This window comes from Paeniglutamicibacter sp., assembly GCF_046714615.1.
In the GTDB taxonomy this organism is placed as follows: domain Bacteria; phylum Actinomycetota; class Actinomycetes; order Actinomycetales; family Micrococcaceae; genus Paeniglutamicibacter.
Map to the genome: position 1 here is coordinate 1 of NZ_JBKKAP010000026.1, position 22,260 is coordinate 22,260.

Annotated in this window: 23 protein-coding genes; 17 read left to right on the forward strand and 6 right to left on the reverse strand. The window is 66.4% G+C overall.

Annotated elements, in window-relative coordinates; all coding sequences use genetic code 11:
* From ACLQ7E_RS03020 to ACLQ7E_RS03035, 4 genes are all read left to right on the forward strand, one after another.
* Nucleotides 1-855 (forward strand): F0F1 ATP synthase subunit gamma (locus ACLQ7E_RS03020; RefSeq protein WP_411731072.1); only part of this gene is annotated, 855 nt, incomplete at its 5' end.
* Nucleotides 856-906: 51 nt separating this feature from the next.
* Nucleotides 907-2,364 carry a F0F1 ATP synthase subunit beta gene (gene atpD, locus ACLQ7E_RS03025; RefSeq protein ID WP_411731073.1) on the forward strand — a complete coding sequence of 486 codons (1,458 nt, stop codon included), beginning with the start codon at nucleotides 907-909 and terminating at the stop codon, nucleotides 2,362-2,364.
* A 2-nt stretch (nucleotides 2,365-2,366) separates the two neighbouring features.
* The gene (locus ACLQ7E_RS03030; protein WP_411731074.1) at nucleotides 2,367-2,651 is read left to right on the forward strand and encodes a F0F1 ATP synthase subunit epsilon; all 285 of its coding nucleotides are present in this window, start codon (nucleotides 2,367-2,369) and stop codon (nucleotides 2,649-2,651) included.
* 7 nt (nucleotides 2,652-2,658) lie between these two features.
* Complete coding sequence (locus tag ACLQ7E_RS03035) at nucleotides 2,659-3,096, forward strand: DUF2550 domain-containing protein (protein ID WP_411731075.1); 438 nt, start codon at nucleotides 2,659-2,661, stop codon at nucleotides 3,094-3,096.
* 147 nt (nucleotides 3,097-3,243) lie between these two features.
* On the opposite strand, the gene ACLQ7E_RS03040 is transcribed toward ACLQ7E_RS03035, so the two are convergent.
* From ACLQ7E_RS03040 to nucS, 3 genes are all read right to left on the reverse strand, one after another.
* Nucleotides 3,244-3,447, reverse strand: a complete 204-nt coding sequence (locus ACLQ7E_RS03040) for a cold-shock protein (protein ID WP_068735141.1) — start codon at nucleotides 3,445-3,447, stop codon at nucleotides 3,244-3,246.
* A 227-nt stretch (nucleotides 3,448-3,674) separates the two neighbouring features.
* Nucleotides 3,675-4,898: an N-acetylglucosamine-6-phosphate deacetylase gene (gene nagA, locus ACLQ7E_RS03045; protein WP_411731076.1), complete on the reverse strand. Its 1,224-nt coding sequence runs from the start codon at nucleotides 4,896-4,898 to the stop codon at nucleotides 3,675-3,677.
* Between the two features lie 155 nt (nucleotides 4,899-5,053).
* The gene (gene nucS, locus ACLQ7E_RS03050) at nucleotides 5,054-5,749 is read right to left on the reverse strand and encodes an endonuclease NucS (RefSeq protein WP_411731077.1); all 696 of its coding nucleotides are present in this window, start codon (nucleotides 5,747-5,749) and stop codon (nucleotides 5,054-5,056) included.
* A gap of 104 nt (nucleotides 5,750-5,853) precedes the next feature.
* On the opposite strand from nucS, the gene ACLQ7E_RS03055 reads away from it, so the two are divergent.
* Complete coding sequence (locus ACLQ7E_RS03055; protein WP_411731078.1) at nucleotides 5,854-6,204, forward strand: hypothetical protein; 351 nt, start codon at nucleotides 5,854-5,856, stop codon at nucleotides 6,202-6,204.
* Between the two features lie 48 nt (nucleotides 6,205-6,252).
* Here ACLQ7E_RS03055 and ACLQ7E_RS03060 read toward each other — a convergent pair whose 3' ends face one another.
* Entirely contained in the window at nucleotides 6,253-7,563 is a 1,311-nt protein-coding gene (locus ACLQ7E_RS03060) for an AI-2E family transporter (protein WP_411731079.1), read from the reverse strand.
* Between the two features lie 225 nt (nucleotides 7,564-7,788).
* Between ACLQ7E_RS03060 and ACLQ7E_RS03065 the strand changes: the two genes are divergently transcribed.
* The 6 genes from ACLQ7E_RS03065 to ACLQ7E_RS03090 all read left to right on the forward strand — a co-directional run bounded on the left by ACLQ7E_RS03065 (nucleotide 7,789) and on the right by ACLQ7E_RS03090 (nucleotide 15,457).
* Complete coding sequence (locus tag ACLQ7E_RS03065) at nucleotides 7,789-9,495, forward strand: hypothetical protein (protein WP_411731080.1); 1,707 nt, start codon at nucleotides 7,789-7,791, stop codon at nucleotides 9,493-9,495.
* Nucleotides 9,496-9,696: 201 nt separating this feature from the next.
* The gene (locus ACLQ7E_RS03070) at nucleotides 9,697-10,611 is read left to right on the forward strand and encodes a tetratricopeptide repeat protein (protein ID WP_411731081.1); all 915 of its coding nucleotides are present in this window, start codon (nucleotides 9,697-9,699) and stop codon (nucleotides 10,609-10,611) included.
* A gap of 255 nt (nucleotides 10,612-10,866) precedes the next feature.
* On the forward strand, nucleotides 10,867-11,646 hold the full coding sequence (locus ACLQ7E_RS03075; protein WP_411731082.1) for an ABC transporter ATP-binding protein: 780 nt from the start codon (nucleotides 10,867-10,869) through the stop codon (nucleotides 11,644-11,646).
* Entirely contained in the window at nucleotides 11,628-13,196 is a 1,569-nt protein-coding gene (locus ACLQ7E_RS03080) for a transporter (protein ID WP_411731083.1), read from the forward strand. The genes ACLQ7E_RS03075 and ACLQ7E_RS03080 overlap by 19 nt, the downstream gene beginning before the upstream one ends.
* Before the next feature lie 71 nt (nucleotides 13,197-13,267).
* Complete coding sequence (locus tag ACLQ7E_RS03085) at nucleotides 13,268-13,564, forward strand: DUF3039 domain-containing protein (RefSeq protein WP_407612766.1); 297 nt, start codon at nucleotides 13,268-13,270, stop codon at nucleotides 13,562-13,564.
* A gap of 96 nt (nucleotides 13,565-13,660) precedes the next feature.
* Complete coding sequence (locus ACLQ7E_RS03090) at nucleotides 13,661-15,457, forward strand: DEAD/DEAH box helicase (RefSeq protein WP_411731084.1); 1,797 nt, start codon at nucleotides 13,661-13,663, stop codon at nucleotides 15,455-15,457.
* A gap of 121 nt (nucleotides 15,458-15,578) precedes the next feature.
* On the opposite strand, the gene ACLQ7E_RS03095 is transcribed toward ACLQ7E_RS03090, so the two are convergent.
* Both ACLQ7E_RS03095 and ACLQ7E_RS03100 read right to left on the reverse strand, forming a co-directional pair.
* Nucleotides 15,579-16,214: an isochorismatase family protein gene (locus ACLQ7E_RS03095; protein ID WP_411731085.1), complete on the reverse strand. Its 636-nt coding sequence runs from the start codon at nucleotides 16,212-16,214 to the stop codon at nucleotides 15,579-15,581.
* A gap of 22 nt (nucleotides 16,215-16,236) precedes the next feature.
* Entirely contained in the window at nucleotides 16,237-17,550 is a 1,314-nt protein-coding gene (locus ACLQ7E_RS03100; protein ID WP_411731086.1) for a nicotinate phosphoribosyltransferase, read from the reverse strand.
* 284 nt (nucleotides 17,551-17,834) lie between these two features.
* Here ACLQ7E_RS03100 and clpS point away from each other — a divergent pair, with 284 nt between their 5' ends.
* From clpS to rdgB, 6 genes are all read left to right on the forward strand, one after another.
* Nucleotides 17,835-18,131 (forward strand): ATP-dependent Clp protease adapter ClpS, encoded by a 297-nt coding sequence (gene clpS, locus ACLQ7E_RS03105; RefSeq protein WP_411731092.1) that lies wholly within the window; start codon nucleotides 17,835-17,837, stop codon nucleotides 18,129-18,131.
* A 2-nt stretch (nucleotides 18,132-18,133) separates the two neighbouring features.
* Nucleotides 18,134-18,703, forward strand: coding sequence for a DUF2017 domain-containing protein (locus tag ACLQ7E_RS03110; protein ID WP_411731087.1), 570 nt, complete (start codon nucleotides 18,134-18,136; stop codon nucleotides 18,701-18,703).
* A gap of 65 nt (nucleotides 18,704-18,768) precedes the next feature.
* A complete protein-coding gene (murI, locus tag ACLQ7E_RS03115) occupies nucleotides 18,769-19,698 on the forward strand; it encodes a glutamate racemase (RefSeq protein WP_411731088.1) in 930 nt (309 codons plus the stop codon).
* Nucleotides 19,695-20,594, forward strand: a complete 900-nt coding sequence (locus ACLQ7E_RS03120) for an MBL fold metallo-hydrolase (RefSeq protein ID WP_411731089.1) — start codon at nucleotides 19,695-19,697, stop codon at nucleotides 20,592-20,594. The genes murI and ACLQ7E_RS03120 overlap by 4 nt, the downstream gene beginning before the upstream one ends.
* Nucleotides 20,595-20,716: 122 nt before the next feature.
* Nucleotides 20,717-21,472, forward strand: coding sequence for a ribonuclease PH (gene rph, locus ACLQ7E_RS03125; protein ID WP_411731090.1), 756 nt, complete (start codon nucleotides 20,717-20,719; stop codon nucleotides 21,470-21,472).
* Nucleotides 21,469-22,104 (forward strand): RdgB/HAM1 family non-canonical purine NTP pyrophosphatase, encoded by a 636-nt coding sequence (gene rdgB, locus ACLQ7E_RS03130; protein WP_411731091.1) that lies wholly within the window; start codon nucleotides 21,469-21,471, stop codon nucleotides 22,102-22,104. The genes rph and rdgB overlap by 4 nt, the downstream gene beginning before the upstream one ends.
* The last annotated feature ends 156 nt before the right edge of the window (nucleotides 22,105-22,260 follow it).

The window sequence follows — 22,260 nt, forward strand, 5'->3', positions numbered from 1 at the left end:
TCGACCACGTCGATGCAAAAGATCTTCAAGGCGATGGAACTTATCGCTGCGTCCCGCATTGGAAAGGCACGTGTACGTGTCGCGGCATCATTGCCGTACTCCAATGCGATCACCCGTGCCGTTTCTGCCGTTGCGTCCCAGTCCGAGGTCGACCACCCGCTGACAACCGAGCCGGATCAGATCCGCCGGGCCGCAGTATTGGTTATGACTTCCGACCGTGGTCTTGCCGGTTCCTACTCCGCCAGCGTTTTGAAGCAGGCAGAGCACCTCATCGAATTGCTGCACGGAGAAGGCAAGGACGTCTCGACCTATTTGGTCGGCCGCAAGGCACAGGCATACTTCGACTTCCGTGGCCGCGATTACGTCAAGGTGTGGACCGGTGGAACTGACGCCCCGGAATTTGAAACTGCACGTGAACTGCGCGTTGCCCTGCTACAGGACTTCGCAACTGACTTCGAAGAGGGTGGCGTGGATGAAATCCACGTTGTTTACACCCAGTTCAAGTCAATGGTTGTTCAGGAGCCGACAGTAATTCGTTTGCTGCCGTTGGAAGTGGTTGAGGAAGAAGTTGAATCCTCAGACGACCTCCTGCCGCTGTACGAGTTCGAGCCGCAGGCTGAAGACGTCCTGGACGCCTTGTTGCCGCGGTACATCGAATCACGCATCTTCTCAGCATTGTTGCAGGCCGCAGCTTCCGAGCTTGCCGCACGCCAGCGCGCCATGAAGACTGCGGGCGATAACGCCAGCGATCTGATCAAGAAGTACACGCGTCTTCGTAACAACGCCCGCCAGGCTGAGGTTACGCAGGAGCTCTCCGAGATTGTTGCGGGCGCTGATGCGCTCAACGCGTCTTAGTAGCCCAATTCATACTTATTCAATGCCATCTACACAAGTGAAGTGAGAGAGATGACTGCCCAACTTAACGAGCAGGGAACCGCAGCGAAGGCCGGTGCCACAGGCCGCATTGCGCGCGTCATCGGCCCGGTTGTCGACGTCGAATTCCCGGCTGACGGCATTCCCGCCATTTACAATGCACTCACCACCGAGATCACTCTCAACGGTGAGACCAAGACCATCACCTTCGAAACCAGCCAGCACTTGGGAGACGGCCTCATCCGCGCCATCTCCTTGCAGGCCACCGACGGACTTGTCCGCGGTACCAGCGTGCAGGACTTGGGTTCCCCCATCACCGTGCCTGTTGGCGACGGCGTCAAGGGTCACATCTTCAACGTTTTGGGCGAACCCCTGGACGTGAAGGAATCGGAGCTGAACATCTCCGAGCGCTGGCCCATCCACCGCAAGCCCCCGGCATTTGCCAGCCTCGAAGGCTCCACGGAGATGCTCGAGACCGGCATCAAGTCCATTGACCTTCTGACCCCCTACATCAAGGGTGGAAAGATTGGCCTCTTCGGCGGCGCCGGTGTTGGCAAGACGGTTCTGATCCAGGAAATGATCACCCGTGTTGCACGTAACTTCGGTGGTACTTCGGTATTCGCCGGTGTTGGCGAGCGCACCCGTGAAGGTAACGACCTCTGGGTCGAAATGGAAGAAGCCAACGTTCTGAAGGACACCGCCTTGGTGTTCGGCCAGATGGATGAGCCGCCAGGAACGCGTCTTCGCGTGGCACTGTCGGCACTGACCATGGCTGAGTACTTCCGCGATGTTCAGAACCAGGACGTGTTGCTCTTCATCGACAACATCTTCCGCTTCACCCAGGCCGGTTCCGAGGTGTCGACCCTTCTGGGCCGCATGCCTTCGGCCGTTGGTTACCAGCCGAACCTTGCCGATGAGATGGGTCTCCTCCAGGAGCGCATCACCTCGACCAAGGGTCACTCGATCACCTCGATGCAGGCCGTTTACGTGCCTGCCGATGACTACACGGACCCGGCCCCGGCCGCGACCTTCGCCCACTTGGATGCGACCACGGAACTTTCCCGTGAAATCGCTTCGCGTGGTCTGTACCCGGCCATCGATCCGCTGACCTCCACGTCGCGAATCCTTGACCCGCAGTACGTCGGTCACGACCACTACAACACCGCGGTTCGTGTCAAGCAGATCCTTCAGAAGAACAAGGAACTGCAGGACATCATCGCAATCCTCGGCATCGATGAACTCGGTGAAGAAGACAAGATTGTTGTATCGCGTGCTCGTCGCATCCAGCAGTTCCTCTCCCAGAACACCTACACTGCCAAGCAGTTCACCGGTGTCGAGGGTTCGACGGTTGCCATCAAGGACACCATCGAGGGCTTCAACGCGATCTGCAACGGCGACGTCGACCACATCGCCGAGCAGGCATTCTTCAACATCGGCGGCATGGACGACGTTGAGCGCCAGTGGGCCGACATCCAGAAGTCGACCCGCTAATCATGGCCGAACTCCAAGTCGAAATCGTTGCGGCCGACCACTTCGTGTGGTCGGGCGCTGCGAAACTGGTCAAGGGACGCACCACCAGCGGCGAGATCGGGATTCTTCCCGGTCACGTGCCGATGTTGGCCGTCCTTGCTGCCGGCGATCTTGAAATCGTTCCGGTTTCCGGTTCCCGGTTCTCGGTCCAGGTTGATGGCGGGTTCTTCTCCGTTGACACCGACCGCGTGGTGATCGTAGCGGACAACGCCGTCATGGCTGACTCCGCCCCGGCGGGAACTCGATAGTCCTGCCTTGAACGAACTCGGCATTCCTGTACTCATCGTGTTGGCAGCCCTGCTGCTCGTGGTGATGTTCCTGGGTGCCATGGGAGTGCGTCGCATTCAGTTGCGGCGCACTCTTGGCACTTTCGACGCTTCCATCTCCACGTCCTCCGGGAAGTGGATGATGGCGATTGCGCGTTATGGCCCTGGAGAGCTTGAGTTCCTCAAGCTCTTTTCGGTCTCCCCGATCCCGGTGCAACGATTCCTGCGGACTTCCATCCGGCTCAAGGGCTGGCGGCGTCCCGCGGAAGAGGAAAAGCACCTGGTGCAGCCCGGAAGCGTCATCGTGATGATGAGCTATGAAGGCCGAGAAATATTGGTCGCCATGGATTACCAGACCTATAACGGCCTTTCGGCCTGGTTGGAAGCCGGTCCCGTTGCGGGCGTCGGCACCTGGCGGCAAGACTGATCAAGCAAGACAAAGGTATGGGGCGGGATGATTAAATCATCCCGCCCCATACCTTTTGCAGCTTCTTAGGTTGACGCCTGTCCGGATCCCTGCCGCGTTGCGGCCGGTATCCGTGCAGGCGAAAAGTTCAAAGAGTTTGTGAAGTCCTTAGAGACCGACAACGCCGGTAGCCTGCGGACCCTTGGCACCCTGGCCGACTTCAAATTCAACGCGCTGGTTTTCTTCCAGCGTGCGGAATCCGTTGGTCTGGATTTCCGAGTAGTGCACGAAAACGTCAGCCTCGGCGCCATCCGGAGTGATGAAACCGAATCCCTTTTCGGCGTTAAACCACTTCACGGTTCCCTGAGCCATGTATATCTCCTCATTTAGTGCGAAAATCTGGCCGCTGCACTGTGCAACAACCATGGGGTGGTACTCAAGTGAGAAGAACACTGGCGAGGGTTTAACCCCACCGCAGTCACTTCACACCCGCAGCACTGCTTTGGCGGGTATGACTAACCAACACAAAGACTGAGTCAAGCATCACACAATCGCGTGACTTGGGTCAATACCCTGAGCCCGGATGCTAAGCGGAAACTTCACAATAGATTTCGGCCGTTGCGCACAACCTGCCGCAGGCCAAGGTCCGCGTCCAGCACCAGCAGGTCGGCCACGAAGCCCTGGTGGAGCCGCCCGGCCTCGTCGATCAGGCCCAGCACGCTCGCAGGCACCCGCGTGGCGGAGATGACGGCATCACCGAGCTCCACGCCGGATACCACCGCTGCGCGCAGCACCTGGAGCATGCTGGCGGTGCCCCCGGCAAGGACGCCACTGGTGCCCAGGTGCGCCTCGCCGTTGGTCACGGTGACCTCCGACGGGCCCAGCTTGTAGCTGCCGTCGGCCAAGCCCGTGGCGGACATCGAGTCGGTGACAAGTGCGATGGAGTCGGCGCCCACCAGGTTGAACATGGTCCGCACCATGGCCGGATCCAGGTGGACGCCGTCGGCGACGAGTTCGACGATAATCTTTCCCTGCCTGGCCAGCTCCAGACAGGTGGCTACAGCCCCGGGCGCGCGGTGGTGCATCGGCGGCATCCCGTTGAAGAGGTGGGTGACGGTGGGGCGCTCGGTGAAGCCGTCCACACCGGCGCTGGCCAGTTCCTCCCGGGCAATCGCAAGGGATGCCGCGGCGGTGGCGGCGTCGGCGTCGGTGTGCCCCAGCGAAGGGACCACGCCCTGGGAGACCAGCTGCTCGAGCAGGGCGTCGGATCCGGGGCGTTCCGGGGCATAGGTCATGGTGCGCAGCTGTCCGGCCGCCGCCTCGATCAGCTCATCGACGAAGTCGGGATCCGGGTCGGAGATGAACGCCGGGTCCTGGGCCCCGCAGCGAGACTCCGAGAGGAACGGGCCCTCGGCATGGATCCCGGCGATGTCGCCGCGTTGGGCGAATTCGGCGAGCACGGCGGCGGCGGCCAACATGTCAGCGCGCGGGGCGGTGACCAGCGAGGCCAGGAACGTGGTGGTGCCGGAACGGTGCAGGTGCTCGATGGCGGTGGCGATCGACTCGGGATCCCCGGAGGGGAAATCCCCGCCGGCGGCACCGTGGCAATGCAGGTCGATCAGCCCCGGGATAATGATGGTGCCATCCGGGCTTTCGCGCAGCTCGAAGGTCTCCGACTCGTCGAAGAAGGCGAACTCGTGCTCGTCGCCGGCGAAGGCGATGCGGTTGCCCTCCACCGCAATGATGCCCGTGGCGATGTCCTCCCCGGGGGAGATGAGTCGTCCGGTCAGCGCGTAACGTTCGGGTGAGTCGTTGGCAGTCATGGACCCAGTCTAGGTCCGGGCCCGGCGGCGAATCATGCATCCGCGACACAAAAGTTTTGCCGACGGCCGTGCGTAGCCGGCCGACGCGCACGCCGGGGCCGGAGACCACGCTCGATTGCGGGGCAGGCCGCGGGGGAGCGGGGTGTTGGCGGGGCCTAGAAGAGTCGCGCCGCCACGTCGTCCACGCCGCGCATCGCATCATAGTCAAGGACCAGGCAGTCGATGCCGCGGTCGGTGGCCAGCGTGCGGGCCTGCGGCTTGATCTTTTGGGCGGCGAAGATCCCGCGCACCGGCCGCAACAGCGGGTCGCGGTTCAGCAGTTCGAGGTAGCGGGTGAGCTGCTCGACGCCGTCGATGTCACCATTGCGTTTGAGCTCGATGGCTACAGTTGCGCCATCGGCGTCACGGGCCAGGATGTCCACCGGGCCAATGGCCGTCATGTATTCGCGGCGGATCAGGGTGTAGCCGGCACCAACTGTCTCGATCTGGTCGGCCAGCAGACGCTGCAGATCTCCCTCGACACCGTCCTTGATCAGGCCTGGGTCGATGCCCAGGTTGTGCTGGGAGTCGTGGATGACTTCCTTGATGTGCACCACCAGGCGGTCGTCGGACTTCTGGTGGGCCACATGCCAGAGCTCCACGTCGCCCTCCGCTGCCTGTTCATCATCGGGGGCCACGACCCGCATGACCGCAGGGGGACTCATCCAGTTCAGCGGCTTGTAGCTGCCGCCGTCGGAATGGACCAGCACCGAGCCGTCGGCCTTGACCATCAGCAGGCGGGTCGCCAGGGGGAGATGGGCACGCAAACGGCCCTCGTAATCAACTGAACACTTGGCAATGACTAAACGCACAACAGGCACTCTACCGGGTTTCGTCCCGGTGTCGTGGCCTCCGGGGCATCGCCCCGGGTGCGTCCCGGGCCGGGCGGGCGGCGCATCTGGGGCAGAATTGGATCATGGCCCGCTCCAACCGCCCCTCTCGCTCCTCCGCACCCAAGCCCCGCTCCGGCCGGGTCAACAAGTGGACGCGACCCGACGACGGGTCGGACGAGCCGTGGCTGGAAAAGGCCCGCCACGGCGTGCAGCGCCTGCAGGACGCGCCCGACGGCCAGTGGCACGTGCGCCGGATATCCTCGGTCGGCGCGGCCAAGACCTACAAGTGCCCCGGATGCGGGCAGTTCATCAAGCCCGGGACCGAGCACCTGGTGGCGTGGCGTGCGGACCACTGGTCCGGCGATGACGCCTCGGCCGCGGCGCGGCGCCACTGGCACCCCAAGTGCTGGGAATCACGCTCCTACAGGTACTGATCGGGCCAGCCGCAACGGGCGGCGCACCCGGACCCGAGTCCCGTGCGGTTAGCGGTTGTCCTGCCGGGCGATGAAGACCTCGCGCAGGATCAGCATGACGGCCGCCGCCACGGGAATCGCCATGAGCGCGCCGACAACACCGAGCAGCGAGCCGCCGGCGATCACCGAGATCACTGCAACGGCGCCGGGAACCGACACCGCCTTCTGCATCACCCTCGGGGAGACGAAGTAGGCCTCGATCTGCAGGTACCCGAAGTAGCAGATCGCGTAGATCGCGGTGGTCTGCCAGCCCAGGGTCAGCGACACCAGCGACACCAGGATGCCGGCAATGACGGCACCGACCAGCGGGATGAAGGCCAACATGGCCACCAACAAGGTCAGCAGCGCGGCAAAGGGGACGCCCAGGATGCTCATGAGCACCAGGGCAACAGTCGCGTTCAGCAGCGCCACGAACGCCTGGCCCATGACGTAGTTGCCGACCGAATGGGTGATGGTGTTGCCCAGCTCCTCCACGCGGGCCCTGCGCGAATGCGGGGCCAGGCGGTAGGCGAAGGTCTTCAGGGCCGGCAGCGAGGCCAGGAAGTAGATGGCCAGCACCAGCACGATCAGCACGCCGAACATGCTCTGCGCGACGACGGTGCCGACCCCCAGCACCCCGCCGAAGATCCCGCCGACGGCACCGGTGTCGGAGAAGAACTTCCCGATCTCCTGGCTGATCCGGTCCGAGAGCTGGTATTGCGCATCGAGTGTGACAAAGAATTCGGACTTCAGGAAGTCATCGACGATTCTCGGTGCGCGCTCGATGAACTGCGCCGTCTGCTCGGTGAGCGTCGGGATGATGGCGCCCACGAATCCGGCCGCACCGCCCAGCAGCGCGAGCATCGTGATCACCACGCCAATGCTTCGCGAGAGCCCGCGGGCGACCAGGAAGCGCACGATCGGGTCCAGCCCCAGGGCAATGAACAGGGCGATGGCGATCCAGATGACCAGCGACCCCACGTTGGTCAGCAGGAAAAAGCCCAGCAGGGCCAGTCCCACCCCGACGGTGAAGAGGAATCCGAAGACGATCGGGTGGGCCTGCGGGAGCTGCGTCGGATCTCCCGAAGCTTCCGGTGCACGCTCCTGAACGGCGCTGGGCGCCGGGGGGAACCCGAAGTTCGCCGGCGGCTTGATCCTCGAATCCAGCGTCTGCTGGGCGGTGCCCAGGGCCCGTCGCCACCACCTGTGCGGGACCGCTGCCCTGTCCGTGATGGATTCCGGCGTCGAGGCGGCCTGTCCCGCGGCCTCGGCCCCGGGCACAGTGCCATGGCCCCCGGTGCCTGCCGGCATAGCTGCGTCGTCCCCGTCTTGAGTAGTCACATCCCGAGCTTAATGCCACGAGGACCCACTGGGCGGCATTGGCGGGAAGAAGTCGCATCCGCCAAATAGTGGCCGACACCTCAGGGCTCTTCGGCGTGGTGCTACCCACATTAAGGAACCCTGATGCGCTAGAACTCGTTAGACTTGTGAGCGTGTCATCCTGATAAATGATGTGGGTGGCACCCGAGGCCGAATCTCGACCCCCCTCATCCGTTAGGTGTAATTGTGCGAAAGATCTTCTCAGCGATCGCTATCATTCTTGGGCTGGCAGCCCTGGTGGTGGGGATCGGCCAGCGAACCATTTGGGCACCGCCCGAGACGCTGACCGCTTCCTTTGCCCAGGCCCCCGCAGCCGCCCCGGTCACACTCATCGAAGCCGGGGCCGGAACCGTGGGCGGACATCCCACGGAGATCACCATCAACGCCGAGGGCAAGTTCACCGCCTCGCTGGTGCGTACCGCCGATGCGCAGGCGTGGGTCGGCAAAGCCGCCCACACCAGCATCACCGGCATCAACGCCGCCGAGACGGTTTTCGAGTCGACCTCGGAAACCGGCGAGGACGAGGTGCCCAACCCCGCGGGCGACGACATCTTCCAGGCGACGGAAAACGCCGACAAGACCATGACCTACAGCTGGACCAATCCCGACGAGGGATCCTGGACGCTGCTGTTGGCCGCCGACGGCAAGGCCGCCGCCCCCACCGACATCACCGCGACGTGGCCCGGCGACACCGCCACCCCGTTCTCGATGCCGTTGATCATCACCGGTGCGCTGCTGCTGATTGCCGGCATCGCCCTGGCAGCCGTGCGCACCACCCCGCGCGGTGGCTCCGGCGGCGGACGCCGTGCCGCCGGCCAGTCCGATGCCCCGCAGACCGACGCACTGCCCACCACGCCCAAGGGCGGCGAGAACACCGTGGCCAAGGTCGTGGCGACCGCCTCCGTGCTGGCACTGGTACTTCTGCCCTCCGCACCCGCCCTGGCCGCCGGTTCCTCGTCGAGCCCGGCCGAAAGTTCCGCCACCGAGGAAGCCGAGAAGGTCTTCCCGGTGGTGCTGCAAGACCAGCTCGAGCGCATCCTCAAGGAGGTTTCCACCTCCGTGGCCAAGGCTGACAAGTCCAAGAACTCCAAGGACCTGGATGACCGCACCAGCGGTGCGCTGAAGTCCCTGCGCGGCCAGAACTACTCGCTGCGCAACGACGACGTCAAGCTCGATGCCCCGACGGCCATCGACACCAGCGTGATCCGCTCGGCCGCCGTGCCCACCGACAACGGGGCGCACTTCCCGCGCTCCATCATGGTCGTCACCGCAAAGGACTCCGGCGCCTCCACGATCCCCACCGCCCTCACGCTGACCCAGTCCGGGCCGCGCGAAAACTACAAGGTAGCCTTCGCCACGCCGATGCTGCCCGGTTCCACGTTCCCCGGCATCGCCGTGGGCGACCAGTCGGTGAAGCTGCTCAAGGACGACGCCAAGGACCTGACCATGACCCCGAAGGTCGCGCTCGAGCGCCTGGCCGGATTCATGGACAACGAGAAGTCCAAGGACGCCGACAAGTTCGCCAAGAACGCCTTCCTGACCCTGAACGCCAAGGACCAGAACGCCTTGGTCAAGGCCAACAAGGACGCAACGATCACCTTCAAGCGGACCGTGAACGCCAAGGACACCGTCGTGGTGGCCACCCCGGACGGCGGGGCACTGGTCTCGGGCAACTTCACCGCCACGACCACCGCCAAGCCGAAGGAGGACGGCGGGACCATCGGCCTGGACGACACGACCGCCAAGATCGTCGGCGCCAAGGACACCAAGAAGGGCATCGAAATCACCTACGGCGAGCCGACGCTCATCTACATCCCTGCCGCGGACTCCAAGGACAAGATCTCCGTGGTTTCGGCAGAGGTCATCACCAAGGGAGCGAAGCTGCTGAAGTAGCACTCCCACCCCTCGGGGGGACCGGGAACCACACGGTTCCCGCATTGGAAGGCGTGGTGCCACACGGCGCGGGTAGCGGATCCCGTGACCGAGGCACCACGCCTTCTGTCGTTGGCGCCGCGCCGGCGTGAATGCCGGCAGGCGGCAACGGGTTTTCCACCGGGGCCCGATGCGGCCTAAAGTAGAGGAATGACCACCAGCATGCCTGAACCCACTGCACCCTCCTCACGCGGCGCCATTGATCTGGCAGCCTTCAAGCAGCCCCAACCGGAGTCGGTTGCGCCATCGGGGGAGTCCGCCCCCACCTGGGTGCGTTCCGTCAACCAGGAGCTCTTCCCGGAAATCGTCGCCCTCTCCCAGCAGGTGCCGGTGATCGTTTCACTGGGCAGCGGCCGTTCCCCTGCCTCGGTGCAGCTTGACGGGATGCTGGCCGCCCTGGTCGATGCCAAGAGCGGCACCCTGGCCATGGCCACCGTGGACGCGGAACAGCAGCCCGCCATCGCCCAGGCCTTCCAGGTCACGCAGATTCCCTCGGTCATCGCCCTGATCAACGGCCAGCCCGTGCCGCTGTTCCAGGGCAGCGCCGAGGCCGCGCAGATCCAGTCGCTGATCGACGAGCTGCTGTCCCTGGGCGTCCAGCACGGCGTGGCCGGGACCATCCCGCCGCTGGGCACCACGGCGCAGGCCACCGGGCCTGCCCCGCTGCCGCCGCTGCACCAGGAGGCCCTGGATGCCATCGAGTCCGGAGACCTGCCCGCCGCGGAAAACGCGTACAAGCAGGCCCTGAACGAAAAGCCCAACGACAGCGAAGCAGCCATCGGGCTGAACCAGGTGCGCCTGCTGATGCGCACCGAGGGCAAGGACCTTGCCGCGGTGCGTGCCGCCGGTGCCGCTGCCCCGGATGATCTGCAGGCGCAGCTGGACGTGGCGGACATGGACTTGGTGGGCGGCCACATCGAAGACGCCTTCGCCCGCCTGGTGGCATTCATCGGCCGCAATGCCGGCGACGAGAAGGAAGCCGCCCGCGCCCGCCTGGTCGAGTTGTACTCCGTGGTCGGCGTCGGCGACGAGCGCGTCGTTGCCTCGCGCCAGAAGCTGGCACGCGTTCTTTTCTAGGAACGCTTTCGCCGGGAAATCCACGGTGAGCCGGCCCGCGTGCGCGTCGGCTCACGGCAAATGAACGTAGGGAGCGCCGACACGGCCCGCAAGGGTGCGGGCGGTGCTCCCCTTCGCATGCCCGGGGTAGGGGCTCAGGCTTGGCGCGTTCGCGTCCGTCCGGCGCGGCGCCTCATCCGAAGAGATGGCACGGGCGGGCGGATTAGTCCGCAGGGATGACAGCAAAACCGCGTACCGACTGCTAATTTCGATTCCATGAGCAACTCCTCTCCGGAACCCGGCACACCGGCCCTGTCGATCCGATCGCTGGGCAAGCGATTCGGCGAAAAGGTCGCGGTCAACGGCATTTCCCTCGACGTCCCCGTCGGGTCCTTCTTCGGCCTCGTTGGACCCAATGGCGCCGGCAAGACCACCACGCTGTCCATGGCCACCGGGCTGCTGCGCCCGGATGCCGGGCAAGTCCGGCTCAACGGCATCGATGTCTGGGCCGAGCCGCTGAAGGCCAAGGCCGCCATGGGCGTGCTGGCCGACGGGGTGCGCCTCTTCGACAGGCTCTCCGGGCGCCAGCTGGTCACCTACTCCGGCCTGCTGCGCGGCATGGACCGCGCCACGGTTCAGACGCGCACCGAGGACTTGCTGCGCGTGCTGGATCTGGAAGACGCCGGCAACAAGCTGGTCGTCGACTACTCCGCGGGCATGACCAAGAAGATCGCGCTGGCCACGGCGCTGATCCACTCCCCGCGGGTGCTGGTGCTCGATGAGCCCTTCGAGGCCGTGGACCCGGTGTCCGCCGCCAACATCCGCGAGATCCTCGCCGACTACGTCGCCCACGGCGGCACCGTCATCGTCTCCTCCCACGTCATGGACCTGGTCCAGCGCATGTGCAGCCACGTGGCGGTCATCGCCAACGGCAACCTGCTGGCGGCCGGGACCGTGGATCAGGTGCGCGGCGGAACCTCCCTCGAGGAACGCTTCGTCCAGCTGGTCGGCGGCCGCGGCACGAACGAGGGGCTGTCGTGGTTGCACACCTCCTAAGACTCAAGCTTCTGCTGCTGGGCAACTCCTTCCGGCGCAGCCCCTGGCAACTGGTCGGGGTCGGCATCGGGGCGCTCTACGGGCTGGGCCTGGCCGTGGCGCTGGTGGCAGGCACGGTGTACCTGGCCGAGGTGGATCCGGCGCTGTCCAACACCATCCTGGTCGCGGCGGTCTCGCTCATCACCCTGGGCTGGGCCATCATCCCGCTGGTCGCCTTCGGGGTCGACTTGACCCTGGACCCGGCACGCTTCACCACCTTCACGCTGTCGCGGCCCCGGCTTGCCGCGGGGCTGTTGCTCTCGGGCTTGATCGGGGTCCCGGGCGCGCTGACGCTCCTGCTGCTCGGCGGGCAGTTCCTGGCCTGGCGCCGCGACCCCGCAACCCTGGTCGCAGCGGTGATCGGCGGCGTGCTTGGTGCTGTGATGTGCCTGGCGCTGGCCCGGCTGACCACCACCTCGATGACCCGGTTGACGGGATCGCGGCGCTTCCGCGACGTGGCCGGGATCATCGCAATAGTCCCGCTGATCCTGCTGGGGCCGATCATCGGCTCAGCCGCCGAGGGCATCGACTCGGTGCTGGACTGGCTGCCGCGGGTCGTGACGGTGCTGGGCTTCACCCCGCTGGGCGTCTTCGCGGCGCTGCCCGGGGACCTGGCCGCCGGGGCCTGGGTGCTGGGGGCGGCGCGCCTGGTCCTGGGGCTGGCGTACCTGGGCGCGGTGCTCTGGGCGTGGGAACGCGGCCTGCACAAGTCGATGGAGAACCCGCTGGCGCCGCGCACCAGCACCAAGGCCGTGGGCATGGGCGCCTTCGGCATCTTCCCCGCGACCCCCGTCGGCGCGGTGGCGGCACGGTCGCTGACCTACTGGCTCAAGGACCCGCGCTACGCCGCGTCCATCGTGATCGTCCCGCTGATGCCGGTGCTGATCTGGTTCACCGCCGCCAACGCCGGGAACCCCCAGATCATGCTGGTCCTGGGCCCGCTGCTGGGGATCCTGATGGCGTTCGCGATTTCCGCCGACGTCTCCTACGACTCCACCGCGTTCTCGCTGCACGTGCTCACCGGGGTGCGCGGGGTCGCCGACCGCGCGGGCCGCGTGCTGGCGTGCGCCGTGGTCGCGCTGCCGGTGACGGCGCTGGCGGCGATCCTGCCGCCGGTGTTCCTGGGCCGGACCGACCTGCTGCCGGCGATCCTCGGGATCTCGCTGTGCGGGCTGCTGGCCGGGCTCGGCGTGGCGTCGGTCGCCTCGGCGCGCTTCACCTACGCGGTCCCGCTGCCCGGGGAGAGCCCCTTCAAGACGCCCCCGGGCGCCGGGGCGCGGATGGCCATCGTGCAACTGGCCACCTTCACGCTCATGTCGGTGCTCCTGCTGCCGGCGCTCGGGCTGCTGGTGGCCCAGCTGCTCACCGGGGATGCGCTCTTCGGCTGGCTGGCGCTGGTGGTGGGCGTGGCGGAGGGTGCGGCGCTGCTGGTTGCCGGAATCCGCATCGGCGGGCGCTGGCTCGAGGCCCGCATGCCCGAGCTGATGCAGGCGGTCATGGTCAACCGCTGAGGCAACGATGCGATGCACGGCACCCGGCGAATCTGCCGGAAGTTGATCAATCCGTTGTTAGACTGGTGGACATGAGCATGCCCCTAGATCCGTTCCGAGATGACCCGCGCACAACCTCAGGCGGCGGTGCCACCACCATCGAGCGCACCGAGGTGGCCCAGGAAGTCGAGGCCGGGGACCACGAACGCTTCGCGCACTACGTGCGCAAGGAAAAAATCATGGAGTCGGCACTCTCCGGCGATCCGGTCATTGCCCTGTGCGGCAAGGTCTGGATCCCGGGCCGCGACCCGCAGAAGTTCCCCGTGTGCCCCGAGTGCAAGGAAATCTACGAGGGCCTCACCGGCGGCGGGGACAAGGACAAGAAGTAACATCCTCCACGCATCGTAGGTTCACCCAGAACCCCCTTGCGCGCGCCGGCCCGCGCCCAAGGGGGATGATTTTTTTAGCGCCGTGGAGGTGTATGCATGACCGATACCTTGTTCTCACTTGCAGACAAGCTGCCCATGGAGGACCGTCTTCCTCCGGCCTACCCGGAACGGGCGGCCTGGGGCACCGGACCCAAGCTCCGCGCCTGGCAGGCCGAGGCGCTGGACAAGTACTTCACCGCCAACCCCCGCGACTTCATGGCCGTGGCAACCCCCGGCGCCGGCAAGACCACCTTCGCGCTGCGCCTGGCCAAGGTGCTGGTCGATGCCAAGACCATCAACCGCATCATCGTGGTCGCCCCCACCGACCACCTCAAGAAGCAGTGGGCCGATGCCGCAGGGCGCGTGGGCCTGGCGATCGACCCGAACTTCAAGAACTCCGACGGCCGCCACGGGGATGGCTACATCGGCGTCGTCGTCACCTACTCGCAGGTCGCCTCCAAGCCGATGCTGCACCGGGCCAAGGTCGAGGCCGCCCGCACCCTGGTGATCCTCGACGAGATCCACCACGGCGGCGACGCGCTTTCCTGGGGTGAGGGCATCCGCGAGGCCTTCGAGCCCGCGACCCGCCGCCTGGCGCTGACCGGAACCCCCTTCCGCTCGGACACCGCGGCAATCCCCTTTGTTGAATACGCCGAAGGTCCCGACGGCATCCGCCGCTCGCGGGCCGACTACACCTACGGCTACGGCCAGGCGCTGCGCGACCACGTGGTGCGCCCGGTGCTGTTCATGGCCTACTCCGGGTCCATGCGCTGGAAGACCAGCTCGGGCGAGGAAATGGAGGCCCAGCTCGGCGAGGGCTTCACCAAGGACATCACCGCACATGCCTGGCGCACCGCCCTGGACCCTGCCGGCGACTGGATCCCCTCGGTGCTCCAGGCCGCCGACAAGCGCCTGACCCGGGTCCGCCGCACCGTTCCGGACGCCGGCGCCCTGGTGATCGCCACCGACCATGAGGACGCGCGCGGCTACGCGGAGCAGCTGGAGAAGATCTGCGGCGAAAAGGTCACCGTGATCCTTTCCGACGACGCCGGCGCCTCGAAGAAGATCGACGAGTTCTCCGCCGGCGATTCACGCTGGATGGTCGCCGTGCGCATGGTGTCCGAGGGCGTCGACGTGCCCCGGCTGTGCGTGGGCGTTTACGCCACCTCCACCTCCACCCCGCTCTTCTTCGCCCAGGCCATCGGCCGCTACGTGCGAAGCCGGAAGCGCGGCGAGGTCGCGTCCATCTTCCTGCCCTCGGTGCCGGTGCTCATGGCCCTGGCCAATGAGATGGAGACCGAGCGGGACCACGCGCTGGACCGACCCGAGAAGCACTTCCAGGACCCGGACTACAACCCCGAGGACGACCTGGTCGCCGAGGCCAACCGCGAGGAGAAGGCCAGCGACGAGCTGAACAAGCAGAAGTTCGAGGCGCTGAATTCCAACGCCTCCTTCGACCGGGTGCTCTTTGACGGCGGCGAGTTCGGCACCGGCGGCGCCGTGGGCTCCGAGGAGGAGGAAGACTTCCTGGGCATCCCCGGGCTCCTGGACGCCGACCAGGTGGGCGTGCTGCTGCGCCAGCGCCAGGCCGAACAGGTCTCGAGGCGCAAGGTGCGCAAGAGCCACGAGGAAGCCGCGGAAGCACCCGTGGTGGACCACCGGGCGCTGATGGAGATGCGCTCGACGCTCTCCAAGAACGTCTCGGCGTGGAGCGCGCGCACCGGCACCCCGCACGGGGTCATCCACACCAATCTGCGCGAGGCGTGCGGGGGACCGGCGGTCGCCCAGGCCAATGCCGAGCAGCTGCAGAAGCGGCTGAACAAGCTGCAGGGCTGGTTCATCGGCAAGAAGTAGTTGCGCAAAGGCCGGTGATCCGGTGCGTTGGAAGGTATCCAGCGCACCGGACCACCGGCTTTTCACTTGTCCAGGTCCTGGGCGTCCGGATTGTCCGGGCCCGGCTCCCCGTGCGCCGGGCTCACCCCAGCGAAATGACAGTGACCTCGGCGTCGCGCAGCTCTTGGAGCACCGCCGGCGTGTTTTCCGGATGGACCGCGGCGGTCAGCGGGGAAATGACGGTGGTGGCAAAGCCCTGGGTCTTTGCATCCAGGGCGGTGGCGCGAACGCAGTAGTCGGTGGCGATGCCCACGATGTCCACCTCGTCGATCCCGCGCCCGCGCAGCCAGTCGCCCAGCAGCGCCCCGGATTCGTCGTCCACGTCATCGGACTCCGAGGCCAGATGGCCCTCGAAGCCCGAATACGCGGCGGCGAAGCGGCCCTTGCGGAAGTAGTGCCCGATGAAACCGGAAGCCGCGGACAGTTCCGGGTGCAGCGCGGCGCCGTCGGTGGCGGCAACGCAGTGCACCGGCCAGGAATCGATGAAGTCAGGGGCAGCGGAGAAGTGGGACCCCGGATCGATGTGCCAATCCTGGGTCGCCACCACTGCCGCATAGCTGTCGGCCCGCTCGCGCAGCACGGTGGCGATCGCCGCGGCCACCTCGGCCCCGCCGTCCACGCCGAGGCTGCCGCCCTCGCAGAAGTCGTTCTGAACATCAACGATGATCAATACCCGTGCCGCAGGTTGTTCCGGCACGGTGGTTGGTTCCTGGGTCATGATGCTCTACCTCTCGCAGTTCTCAGTTCTCGTCAATGAATCGGGTGCCGATCACCGGTTCGCCGCGTTGCAGGCGGCGGGAGCTGCCGGGCATTTCCAGGATCGAGTCCCGGTGGCGCTGTGCCGCGCGGCGCACGCCGGCTGCCCCGGTGAACGCCTCGTCGACATCCCCGTTTGAGACGAATTGTGTCAGCAGGGCGCGGTCGTTGGCATCGGATGCGGGCGCCTCGCCCACCCCGATGAGTTCCTCGGTGGCCCGGCCGCGCTCGTTGAGCAGGCGCACCGCGAACTTGCGCCCGCCCACGGAGACCTTGTTCTTGGCGGCCTTGGCGACGTCCACGTACTCGCCCGCGTCGTTCTGGCGGGAAACCAGCTTGTAGACCATGGAGGCGGTCGGGTGCCCGGAACCGGTGACCAGCGAGGTGCCCACGCCGTACGCGTCCACCGGGGCTGACTGGAGCGCGGCAATGGCATATTCGTCGAGGTCGGAGGTGACCATGATGCGCGTGTTCTCGTTGCCCAGGTCATCGAGCAGGGTCCGCACCCAGCGGGCCTGTTCCACCAGGTCCCCGGAGTCCAGGCGCACCGCGCCGAGCCCGGGACCGGCGACGTCCACGGCGGTGCGCACCCCGGCCTCCACGTCGTAGGTGTCCACCAGCAGGGCGGTGCCAACGCCCATCGAGGCGACCTGCGCCTCGAAGGCGGCACGCTCGGAGTCGTGCAGCAGCGTGAAGGAGTGAGCGGCGGTGCCCACGGTCTTGATCCCGTAGCGGTGCCCGGCCTCCAGGTTCGAGGTCGAGTCGAATCCGGCGATGATCGCCGCGCGGGCGGCGGCGACCGCGGATTCCTCGTGCGTGCGCCGCGAGCCCATCTCGATGCAGGGGCGGGACCCGGCCGAGGCGATCATGCGCGAGGCGGCGGAGGCGATGGCGGAGTCGTGGTTCAGCGCGGAGAGCACGAAGGTCTCCAGCACGCAGGCCTCGGCGAAGGTCGACTCGACGATCATCACGGGGGAGTAGGGGAAGTAGATTTCCCCTTCGGCGTAGCCGTGGATGTTTCCGCTGAACGAGAAGTTTTCCAGGTACTTGAGCGTGGTGGCGTCGACGACCTTGGTATCGGCGAGGAAACGCAGCTGCTCATCGCCGAAGCGGAACTCCTTGATGCCCTCGAGGATCCGGCCGGTTCCGGCCAGCACGCCATAGCGCCGGCCTTCGGGCAGGCGGCGGGCGAAGGCCTCGAAGACGCTGGGGCGGTGTGCCGCGCCCGAGTGCAGGGAGGCCTGCAGCATCGTCAGTTCGTAGTGGTCGGTAAAAAGGGAGGTGGGCTGCTGCCACATGGCCGGTGGGCTCCTCGCGACGGGGGACTGGGGCAATGGAATGCCGGACTGGTTTGCACCTTTATCGGGCTCGGGGCGCCGGATCCGGTCCGCCGCAAGTGGCGGCGTGGAACCGGGCCGGCGGTACAAACGCTAGTAGTTACTCTAGACCCGGCGTCGGTCCCATGCCGCGTTGGTGCGTGTGAGTCGCCGCCTTGCGCCATCGACCTCACCGTGTCCACGGCCCGGGTGGCCCCCGGTTCGCATCCAGGGTGGACGGTCGTAGAATGGGAGGTATGCCAACCATGACTGCGATGCCCGATGTGCTTGAGCACGTAGAGCAGGCACAAGCACACGAACTCGACCAGCCCTACATCTTGATCGTCTGGAACGACCCGGTCAACCTGATGAGCTACGTCAGCTTTGTCTTCCGTTCCTACTTCGGATACTCCGAGGCCAAGGCCGAGAAGCTGATGATGCAGGTACACCAGGACGGCCGCAGCGTGGTCGCCACCGGCAACCGCGAGAAGATCGAGGCCGACGTGGCAGCGATGCACGGCTTCGGCCTGTGGGCCACCCTGTCCAAGGCGGACGCAGCCTAGACATGGCACGAGCATTCAAGAGCACCATGCGCGGGTTCTCCGCGTCCCTGGAAGCCGCCGAACGCCAGCTGCTCCGCGGCCTCTTCGAGGACGTCATCACGCTGCTGGAGCCCGAGCGCGTTCCCGACGAGGATCCGCTGTGGGCCTTGGTCGGCCTGGATCCCAACGCGCACAAGGAGGACTTCGCCGCACCGAGCGACAGGGCCACCAAGCGCCTGCTGCCCGACGCGGACCCGGACGACGCCGTTGCGTCGCTTGAATTCCGCAGGCTTTCGGAGCGCGGGATCCGCGAACGCAAGATCGGTGCCCTGCGCGAGGCCGCACTGTTGATGGAGTCCGGCAGTATCCTGCTCAACGAGCAGACCGCCCCGCGCTTTGCCGCAGCCGTCAACGACGTGCGCCTGGTGCTCGCCGAACGGCTGGGCCTGGAGAGCGATGAAGACGCCGAGCGGATCCACGCGCAGGACGACTGGTCCAAGGCCGAAACGGTCGACGAATACCTGGCGCTGGTCTACAACTTCGTCACCTGGCTGCAGGAATCCCTGATGCAGGCAATGCTCAAGTCCTTGTGAGCTGGGCTACAGTGTGTCGCGCATGCTAGCCGTTGGACGCGAAAACCACGTAGGCTTCGTAGACCATGACAAGTGTGTCCTCTAGCGAGAATCGACCATCCGAGCGGCCCCATCCGAATGCCCCGTTGGGCATCTTCGACTCAGGGGTCGGCGGCCTGACCGTTTCCCGCGCCATTATTGACCAGCTTCCCGGTGAATCGACGATGTACGTCGGGGACACCGCGAATTCGCCCTATGGGCCGCTTCCCATCGCCGAAGTGCGTGCCAATGCGCTCGGGGTGATGGACGAACTCGTCGATGCCGGCGTCAAGCTGCTGGTCATCGCCTGCAACTCCGCCTCCGCCGCGGTGCTGCGCGATGCCCGCGAACGCTACACCGCCCGCTACGGAATCCCCGTCGTCGAAGTGATCCAGCCCGCGGTGCGCCGCGCCGTCTCGGCCACCCGCAACGGGAAGATCGGGGTCATCGGGACCCAGGCCACCGTCGGGTCCCGCGCCTACGAGGACGCCTTCGCCGCAGCCCCGCACTACTCCATCACCTCCGTGGCCTGCCCCAGGTTCGTCGAGTTCGTGGAAAACGGGATCACCACCGGCGCCGAACTGATGGAGACCGCCGAGGCCTACCTGGCCCCGCTCAAGGCCGCCGGCGTGGACACGCTGGTGCTGGGCTGCACCCACTACCCGTTGCTGACCGGCGTGATCTCCTACGTCATGGGCGAGGACGTCACCCTGGTCTCCAGTGCCGAGGAGACCGCGAAGGATGTCTACCGCGCGTTGATCAGCCACGACCTGGCGCGCACCGAGGCGCAGGCGCCCACGCACCAGTTCCTCGCCACCGGCGACGCCGACAGTTTTGAGATCCTGGCCAGGCGCTTCCTGGGCCCGGAAGTGCTCGCGGTCGAACAAGTCGACCACGTGGCCGCCCACTACCCGACCGGCTCCATCGCGATGATTACCCCGCAGATGGTGGCTCTTTCGAAAGCGAGTGCCTCATGAAGCTGACGATCATCGGCTGCACCGGCTCGTTCCCCGGCCCGGGGTCGCCCGCCTCCTGCTACCTGGTCACCGCGTTCGACGGCGAACGCGACTGGAAGATCCTGCTGGACCTTGGCTCCGGCGCGCTGGGCGTGCTGCAGCGCTATGTGGACATCAAGGACCTGGACGGGATCTTCATCTCCCACCTGCACCCAGACCACTGCATGGATTTGTGCGGCATGCACGTTGCCATCCGCTGGGATCCCAATGGCTGGAACCGCGAGAGGATGCTGGTGCACGGGCCTGCTGCCACCGCGGACCGGATGGCCACCGCCTACGGCCTCCCGCTGGAAGAGGGCATGCACCCGGACTACGACTTCCAGCACTGGAAATCCCGCCAGCCGGTGAAGATCGGCCCGTTTTCGATCACCCCCTACCCGGTGCTGCACCCCATCGAGGAGTCCTACGCCCTGCGCGTGGAGGCCACCGAACCGGTTGCCGACGGGACCATGCGCACCAGCGTGCTGACCTATTCGGGTGACACCGACGCGTGCCCCGAACTCATCGAGGCAGCCCAGGGCGCCGACATGTTCCTCTGCGAGGCCGCCTTCGAGGAGGGTCGCGACGACGGGATCACCGGCGTGCACCTCACCGGCAAGCGCGCCGGGCAGGCAGCCGCCGAGGCCGGGGTCGAGCGCCTGCTGCTGACCCACATCCCGGTGTGGACCGACATCAACACCGTGGTCAACGAGGCCAAGGAGGTCTACGACGGCGGCATTGCCGTGGCGGTCTCCGGGGTGACCTACGGCGTGTTCTCCGGCTCGCAGCTGGGCACGCCCAAGTCGCTGCCCACCGCGCCGGTCTCCATCGTGCGCTCGGCACCGGCCCGCGAGTGGCCGGGCACCAAGACGAAGTAGCGGGCTCCGCCTGGCGGCGGGCTTTTTAGCGGCGGCGGTGCGGTTCCAGTGATTTCCGGAACCGCACCGCCATACTTTTTGCGTCGACGGAGGGACACGGCGCGACGACTAGACTTGAAGCCATGACTTCAGCATCAACCACAGCAGCAGTGCGCGCCGACGGGCGCGGCGTCGACCAACTCCGTGAGATCACCATTACCCGTGGCTGGTCCAAGCAGGCCGAGGGCTCGGCCCTGATCGAATTCGGCAACACCAAGGTGCTGTGCACCGCCTCCTTTACCGAGGGCGTGCCGCGCTGGCTCAAGGGACAGGGCACCGGCTGGGTCACCGCCGAATACGCCATGCTGCCGCGTGCCACCAACACCCGCAACGGCCGCGAGTCCGTCAAGGGCAAGATCGGCGGCCGCACCCACGAGATTTCCCGCCTGATCGGCCGCTCGCTGCGCGCGGTCATCGACACCAAGGCGTTGGGCGAGAACACCATCGTGCTTGACTGCGACGTGCTCCAGGCCGACGGCGGCACCCGCACCGCGGCCATCACCGGCGCCTACGTCGCGCTGGCCGAGGCCATCGAATGGGCCAAGGAGAACAAGCTGGTGCGCAAGAACGCCACCGTGCTCACTGACTCGGTCGCCGCGATCTCCGTGGGCATCATCGACGGGGTCCCGATGCTTGACCTGCCCTACGAGGAGGACGTGCGCGCCGAGACCGACATGAACGTCGTGGTCACCGGGACCGGCGACTTCGTCGAGGTGCAGGGCACCGCCGAGGGCGTCCCCTTCAAGCGCGCCGAACTCGACTCCCTGCTGGATTTGGCACTGGTGGGGACCACGGAGCTGGCCCTGATCCAGCGCATCACCCTGGGACAGGGCGAATGAGCCCAACCCCGAGGCTGGTGCTGGCCACCCACAACCAGGGCAAGCTGCGCGAACTGCGCGAGCTCCTGCGCGGGCAGGTCCCGGGGCTCGACGTTGACACCCAGGTCGTCGACGCCGGTGCCGTGGGGGCGCCGGACGTCATCGAGGACCAGGTGACCTTCGAGGGCAACGCGCTGTTGAAGGCCCGCGCAGTGTGCGAGGCCACCGGTCTGGTCGCCATTGCCGACGACTCGGGCCTCTCGGTCGACGTGCTGGGCGGGGCGCCGGGGATCTTCTCGGCCCGCTGGTCCGGGAAGCACGGCGACGACGAGGCGAACATCGACCTGCTGCTGGCCCAGCTGGGGGACATTGCCGATGAGCATCGCGGGGCTTCCTTCGTGTGTGCCTCGGCGCTGGCCACCCCTGGCGGCTACGTTGCCGTGGAGATGGGCCACCTGGCCGGGACGCTGCTGCGCGAGCGCCGGGGGAACGGTGGCTTCGGCTACGACCCGATCCTGCAGCCCGATGGCTACGAGATCTCCGTGGCGGAACTTTCCGGTGAGGAAAAGAACGCAATCAGCCATCGCGGGCGTGCGTTCCGCGGCTTGCTGCCGCAGATCGTGAAGGCGCTGCAGGACCAAGAGTCCGCATAGGCGTTTGCGCCCACTGGGCTTCATCGTAGAGGGCGGTTCGTTTCCGGTTCTTGCCGGGGGCGGGCCGCCCTTTTTCGTACCCACCTGGTGGCCCGGTCGGGCATGCTTCCGTTCCGATGGTCGGTGTCGACGCGGGGAACGGACTCCTAGAACAGG

What these genes read in the sequence shown, in the direction of transcription:
- murI (WP_411731088.1), top strand. Translation starts at nt 18,769, where the DNA reads ATGACAAGTGTGTCCTCTAGCGAGAATCGACCATCCGAGCGGCCCCAT.
- ACLQ7E_RS03095 (WP_411731085.1), bottom strand. Translation starts at nt 16,214, where the DNA reads ATGACCCAGGAACCAACCACCGTGCCGGAACAACCTGCGGCACGGGTA.
- ACLQ7E_RS03100 (WP_411731086.1), bottom strand. Translation starts at nt 17,550, where the DNA reads ATGTGGCAGCAGCCCACCTCCCTTTTTACCGACCACTACGAACTGACG.
- ACLQ7E_RS03120 (WP_411731089.1), top strand. Translation starts at nt 19,695, where the DNA reads ATGAAGCTGACGATCATCGGCTGCACCGGCTCGTTCCCCGGCCCGGGG.
- ACLQ7E_RS03040 (WP_068735141.1), bottom strand. Translation starts at nt 3,447, where the DNA reads ATGGCTCAGGGAACCGTGAAGTGGTTTAACGCCGAAAAGGGATTCGGT.
- ACLQ7E_RS03090 (WP_411731084.1), top strand. Translation starts at nt 13,661, where the DNA reads ATGACCGATACCTTGTTCTCACTTGCAGACAAGCTGCCCATGGAGGAC.
- rph (WP_411731090.1), top strand. Translation starts at nt 20,717, where the DNA reads ATGACTTCAGCATCAACCACAGCAGCAGTGCGCGCCGACGGGCGCGGC.
- clpS (WP_411731092.1), top strand. Translation starts at nt 17,835, where the DNA reads ATGACTGCGATGCCCGATGTGCTTGAGCACGTAGAGCAGGCACAAGCA.
- ACLQ7E_RS03055 (WP_411731078.1), top strand. Translation starts at nt 5,854, where the DNA reads ATGGCCCGCTCCAACCGCCCCTCTCGCTCCTCCGCACCCAAGCCCCGC.
- ACLQ7E_RS03085 (WP_407612766.1), top strand. Translation starts at nt 13,268, where the DNA reads ATGAGCATGCCCCTAGATCCGTTCCGAGATGACCCGCGCACAACCTCA.
- ACLQ7E_RS03070 (WP_411731081.1), top strand. Translation starts at nt 9,697, where the DNA reads ATGCCTGAACCCACTGCACCCTCCTCACGCGGCGCCATTGATCTGGCA.
- nagA (WP_411731076.1), bottom strand. Translation starts at nt 4,898, where the DNA reads ATGACTGCCAACGACTCACCCGAACGTTACGCGCTGACCGGACGACTC.
- ACLQ7E_RS03030 (WP_411731074.1), top strand. Translation starts at nt 2,367, where the DNA reads ATGGCCGAACTCCAAGTCGAAATCGTTGCGGCCGACCACTTCGTGTGG.
- rdgB (WP_411731091.1), top strand. Translation starts at nt 21,469, where the DNA reads ATGAGCCCAACCCCGAGGCTGGTGCTGGCCACCCACAACCAGGGCAAG.
- ACLQ7E_RS03075 (WP_411731082.1), top strand. Translation starts at nt 10,867, where the DNA reads ATGAGCAACTCCTCTCCGGAACCCGGCACACCGGCCCTGTCGATCCGA.
- ACLQ7E_RS03110 (WP_411731087.1), top strand. Translation starts at nt 18,134, where the DNA reads ATGGCACGAGCATTCAAGAGCACCATGCGCGGGTTCTCCGCGTCCCTG.
- atpD (WP_411731073.1), top strand. Translation starts at nt 907, where the DNA reads ATGACTGCCCAACTTAACGAGCAGGGAACCGCAGCGAAGGCCGGTGCC.